The organism is Desulfuromonas sp. CSMB_57, from assembly GCF_020194955.2.
In the GTDB taxonomy this organism is placed as follows: Bacteria; Desulfobacterota; Desulfuromonadia; order Desulfuromonadales; family Syntrophotaleaceae; genus JAFCIY02.
The window spans coordinates 1-5350 of the sequence record NZ_JAFCIY020000075.1 but is presented as its reverse complement, the minus strand read 5'-3'; the positions used below and the strand labels follow the sequence as shown (position 1 = coordinate 5350).

The window sequence follows — 5350 nt, the reverse complement described above, 5'->3', positions numbered from 1 at the left end:
ACCAGTGACCAGTGACCAGTGACCAGTGACCAGTGACCAGTGACCAGTGACCAGTGACCAGTGACCAATGACAAATGACAAAAGATAAATGACAAATGACAGATTCACCGATTCATATTCGGCACCGGCGACACCACCCACAGCACCTCCGTCGGGCCCTCGGCTCGGTTGCTCCAGGCATGGGGCAGGGAGGCCTTGAAGGTCAGGGAATCCCCCGGTTCCAGCAGGAAACTCCGGTCCTGGATCTCGAACTGCAGTCGGCCTTTGAGCACCAGCACGAACTCCTCGCCGCTGTGCACCATATGGCCGCCGCCGCTGTCGCAGCCGGCTTCCAGCACGTCGCGCAGCACCGAAAAGCTGGGATCCCGCAGGCCCTGGGTCAGGCTGGTGATCTGCTGCTTGTTCTGGTAGAAGAAAAGGGGCTCGCCCTGAAACTGGCGGGTGTGGATCACCGTCGAACCCTGCTCGGCCTCCTCGACGAAGTAGCCGATGCTCATGCCCAAAGCCGCCGCCAGCTTCATCAGGATTTTCACCGACGGCGTGGTCAGGCCCCGCTCGATGCGCGAGATCATGTTGGCGGAAACTCCCGCCAGAGCGGCCAGCTCCTGGATGGTCAGATCCAGTCCCAGGCGGGTTTTTTTCAGTTTTTTGCCGATCAGTTCCTTGACCACCGCACCCTGCCTCGCGTTACAGATTGGCCGACGCATCGTCTTGAAATCAGGGATTTTGTACCATTGGCGCCCATTGGGTGTCAATCAATGGCCGGGAAAAACGGATTGTCAACTTTGCAAATCTGACAGTTGACAAGTGGGCTGGGAAATTACTATGGTAGCAGGCTGAAGGGTGAAGGCTGAAGGCTGAAGGCTGAAGGCTGAAGGCTGAAGGGTGAAGGCTGAAGGCTGAAGGCTGAAGGCTGACGGGTGAAGGGTGAAGGGTGAAGGGTGAAGGGTGAAGGGTGAAGGGTGAAGTAGAACCTTTGGCTCCTCACGCCTCACGCCTTCGGCTTCGGACTTCGGACTTCAGCCTGAAGGTAGGCTGAAGGCTGAAATGATATCAAGGCGAGAGCCGAGGGGGTAAGGGTGAAGTCAGGTTGTGCTTCAGTCTTCAGCCTTCGGACTTCAGCCTGGAAAAGAGTTTTTGCATGTTGGCAAATATTGTAACCGAATGGGTCGAGCGCATCCAGGCCGGCGGCCGCCTGACCGAAGTCGAAGCCCTGCGCATCCTGCAGGCCAAGTCCGCCGATCTTGGCTGGGTGCTGGCCGGCGCCCAGCAGTTGCGCCACTACTACCGCGGCTCCCGGATCGGCCTGTGCCGCATCGTCAATGCCAAATCCGGCCGCTGCAGCGAGGATTGCCGGTTCTGCGCCCAGTCGGCTCACTACCAAACCGATGCGCCCGTGTTTGCCCTCAAATCCGCAGACGAAATGGTCGCCGATGCGCGCCGTGCCGCGGCCGAAGGCGCCTGCTGTTTCGGCATCGTCACCAGCGGCAGCCGGGTCGCCCCCGGTGCGGAGCTGGACCGGGTGCTGGCCGCCCTGCGGGAGATTCGCCGTACCACCGATCTGGCTCCGGCCGCCTCCCTGGGCCTGCTGGATGAGACCACCGCCCTGGCCCTGGCCGAGGCCGGCTGCGTCACCTACCACCACAACCTGGAAACGGCGCGCTCCTTCTATCCCCAAATCTGCACCACCCACGACTACCAGGAGGATGTGGACACCGTGCGCCTGGCGCGCCAGGCCGGCATGCGGGTCTGCTGCGGCGGTCTGTTCGGGCTTGGCGAGTCCCTGGCGCAGCGGGTCGAGCTGGGACTGACCCTGGCCGAACTCGGGGTCGACTCGGTGCCCATCAACTTCCTCAATCCCATTCCCGGCACGCCCCTGGCCGGTCAGCCGCGCCTGGCGCCCATGGAGGGATTGCGCATCGTCGCCCTGTTCCGCTATCTGCTGCCGCGGGCTCACATCACCGTCTGCGGCGGCCGCAGCAGCAGCCTGCGCGACTACCAGTCCTGGGCCTTTCTGGCCGGGGCCAGCGGCATGATGGTGGGCGACTACCTGACCACCCCCGGCCGCGTTCTGGAGGACGATCTGCGCATGGTGACCGATGGAGAACTGACCTATGAGCCGAACTGAGTCCCAGCGACCCACCGTACCCAACGCCCTGCTGGTGACCGGCACCGACACCGGCGTCGGCAAGACCCTGGTCGGCGCCGCCCTGACCCTGCTGCTGGCCCGTTCCGGCCTCGACGTGGCGGTCATGAAGCCGGTGGAGAGCGGCGTGCCGCAACCGGACGGCCTCGGCGAGGACGGCAAGCTGCTGCGCTGGGCCTCGGGCAGCCGCCAGCCGGTGGAGGAGATCACCCCCTACCGCCTGGTCGAGCCGGTAGCGCCGGCCCTGGCCGCCCGGCGGGCCGGCATCGACATCGACTGGTCGGACCTCCTCGGCCGGGCCCTGCGGCTGCACGCCCGCCACCAGTTCGCCCTCCTCGAAGGGGCCGGCGGCCTGCTCACCCCCCTGGCGGAAAAACGCAGCGTCGCCGACCTGGCCGCCGCCCTCGGCTGGCCCCTGCTGGTGGTGTGCCGCTGCGACCTGGGCACCATCAACCATACCCTGCTGACCCTCGAAGTCGCCCGCCAACGCGGCCTGCGGGTGGCCGGCTGGGTCATCAACGGCCTGCCCGCCAAGCCGGATCTGGCCCAGGCCACCGCCGCCGATATGATCCGGGAACGCACCGCCGCGCCCTGCTGGGGCACCTTGCACCAGGTCGCCGGCCAGCCCCGGGACAAAGTCGCCGCCCTGGCCGATCAGATGGCCAATTGGCAGGTGGTGGAGGAAATTTTGAATAAGACTGAAGACTGAAGGCTGAAGGCTGAAGGCTGAACAAGGGCAGACTGAAGACTGAAGACTGAAGGCTGAAGGCGGAACAAGGCAGGCTGAAGCCTGAAGTCCGCAGGCTGAAGGGTAGGCGGATCAACAGAAAGGCGAGCGGCGTTAGGCGTGCGGGGGTAGGGATGAAGGAAGGTTTTCCTTCAGTCTTCAGCCTTCAGCCTGATTTTGCTGAATCGCACTGAAGTCCGAAGACTGAAGGCTGAAGGGTAGGCGAAATAAGGGCAGACTGAAGACTGAAGGGATGGCGGAACAACAGAAAGGCGAGCGGCGTTAGGCGTTAGGCGTGAGCGGGCAGGGGTGAAGGAAGGTTTTCCTTCAGTCTTCAGCCTTCAGCCTGATTTTGCTGAATCACCCATGACCAAAGACCAGATTCTCGACATCGATCGGCGCCATCTGTGGCATCCCTGCACCCAGCAGAAGGACCATGAGCTGCAGCCGCCCATCCCCATCGCCCGCGGCGAGGGCTCCTGGCTCGTGGACGTGGACGGCCGGCGCTATATCGACGGCGTCTCCTCCTGGTGGGTCAACCTGTTCGGCCACAACCATCCGCGCCTCAACCGCGCCCTGCAGCAGCAGGCGGAGCGCATCGCCCACCACATCTTCGCCGGCTTCACCCACGAGCCGGCGGCGGAACTGGCGCAGCGGCTGGTGGCCCTGGCGCCGGGCAACCTGAATCGGGTGTTTTTGGCCGACAACGGTTCGGCGGCGGTGGAAGTGGCCCTGAAAATGAGCTTCCAGTACTGGCAGCAGAGCGGCCGACCCGACAAGATCCGCTTCGTCTCCCTCACCGAGGCCTACCACGGCGAGACCGTCGGCGCCCTGTCCGTGGGCGGCTGCGATCTGTATCGCGACATCTACCGGCCCATGCTCCTCGACACCTTCCAGGCCCAGGGGCCGGACTGTTTCCGCTGCCCCTACGGCCTCAGCCGCGACCGCTGCGACGCCCCCTGCTTCGAGCACCTGGAGCGGCTGGTGGCCGAGCGCCACCGGGAGATCGCCGCCGTCATCGTCGAACCCCTGATCCAGGGCGCCGCCGGCATGCGCATCTATCCGCCCGTCTATCTGCGCAAGCTGCGGCAGCTGTGCGACACCTGGCAGGTGCACTACATCGCCGACGAGATCGCCGTCGGCTTCGGCCGCACCGGCAAGCTGTTCGCCAACGAACACGCCGGCGTCGGCCCCGATCTGCTGTGCCTGTCCAAGGGCATCACCGGCGGCTATCTGCCCCTGTCCGCGGTTCTGGCCACGGAGGACATCTACCAGGCCTTCTACGACGACTACGCCACCCTGCGGGCCTTTCTCCACTCCCACTCCTACACCGGCAACCCCCTGGCCTGTGCCCTGGCCGTGGAGGTGCAGAAGATCTTCGCCGAAGAGCCGATTCTGGCCGATCTGGCGCCGCGCACCGCCCTCCTCGACGCCTGGGCCGAGCGCTTCCGTCAACATCCCCGGGTCGGCGAGTTCCGCCGCTGCGGCCTGGTCGCCGCCGTCGAACTGGTGGCCCGCCAGGAGGGCAAAATCCCCTTCCCCTGGCAGGAGCGCAAGGGCTACGCCATCTACCGCCGCGCCCTGGAAAAAGGCGCCCTGCTGCGCCCCCTGGGCAATGTCATCTACTTCATGCCGGCCCTCAACATCCCCCTCGACACCCTCGACCAACTCCTCGACATCGCCTGGCAGGCCATGGTGGAAGAACTCGGCGGCGCATAAAGCCCTTGCCGGTGTCCGCCCGGCGCGATATGCTCAAAACCATGGCTCACCGCCCGACCGCTGCGCTCCCTCGACCACGCCGAGTACGACGAGGGATAGAGGCAAGGGCGAGGTCAAAGGCCATTTAGCCGCAGATGCACGCGGATAAGGGCAAGGTCAACCGCAAGGGCAAGTTTTACCACCCGCTACGCTCGAGGCACAGAGGACACAGAGGAAAAGCAGGAGAAAACCTTAAGGAACTGGTCTTGGTTTAAACCAAAAAAAGATTCTTGGTTTTAGGTTTTATCTGTGTTCATCTGCGTGCATCTGGGGCAAAAAACAGGTTGTTGATTTTGCCTTTCTCAGATTGTTACTCCGTGTCCTCTGTGCCTCGAGCGAAGCGGGTGGTGAGATCGGATTTTCGGTTTAAGGTTTTGTCTGCGACAATCTGCGCAATCTGCGTCTAGCGATTCTGAATTCAAGGTCAAAGGCAATTTAGCCGCAGATGCACGCAGATGAACGCAGATAAGGGCAAGGTCACAGGCAAGGGCAAGTTTTACCACCCGCTACGCTCGAGGCACGGAGGACACAGAGGAAAAACGGGAGAAAACCTTAAAGCCTGGAGCTTGGGTTTAAACCCAAAAAAAGGTTCTCGGGTTAAGATTTTATCTGTGTCCATCTGCGTGCATCTGCGGCTAAAAAAGATGGTAGGTTTTGCCTTTCTCAGATTGTTACTCCGTGTCCTCTGTGCCTCGAGCGAAGCGGGTGGTGAGATCGGA

At 63.1% G+C, this 5350-nt stretch carries 5 protein-coding genes; 4 read left to right on the top strand and 1 reads right to left on the bottom strand.

Annotation, left to right across the window (positions count from 1 at the left end):
* Positions 1 to 104: 104 nt before the first annotated feature.
* Entirely contained in the window at positions 105 to 671 is a 567-nt protein-coding gene (locus JQN68_RS14180) for a helix-turn-helix domain-containing protein (RefSeq protein ID WP_225073816.1), read from the bottom strand.
* 473 nt (positions 672 to 1144) lie between these two features.
* Between JQN68_RS14180 and bioB the strand changes: the two genes are divergently transcribed.
* The 4 genes from bioB to JQN68_RS14160 form a co-directional block, all read left to right on the top strand.
* Positions 1145 to 2128 carry a biotin synthase BioB gene (gene bioB / locus JQN68_RS14175; RefSeq protein WP_502799364.1) on the top strand — a complete coding sequence of 328 codons (984 nt, stop codon included), beginning with the start codon at positions 1145 to 1147 and terminating at the stop codon, positions 2126 to 2128.
* Complete coding sequence (gene bioD / locus JQN68_RS14170) at positions 2115 to 2855, top strand: dethiobiotin synthase (protein WP_225073814.1); 741 nt, start codon at positions 2115 to 2117, stop codon at positions 2853 to 2855. The genes bioB and bioD overlap by 14 nt, the downstream gene beginning before the upstream one ends.
* 384 nt (positions 2856 to 3239) lie before the next feature.
* Positions 3240 to 4592, top strand: a complete 1353-nt coding sequence (bioA, locus tag JQN68_RS14165) for an adenosylmethionine--8-amino-7-oxononanoate transaminase (RefSeq protein ID WP_249621271.1) — start codon at positions 3240 to 3242, stop codon at positions 4590 to 4592.
* Positions 4593 to 5086: 494 nt separating this feature from the next.
* The coding region (locus JQN68_RS14160; protein WP_249621270.1) for a hypothetical protein at positions 5087 to 5350 on the top strand (264 nt) is incomplete at its 3' end.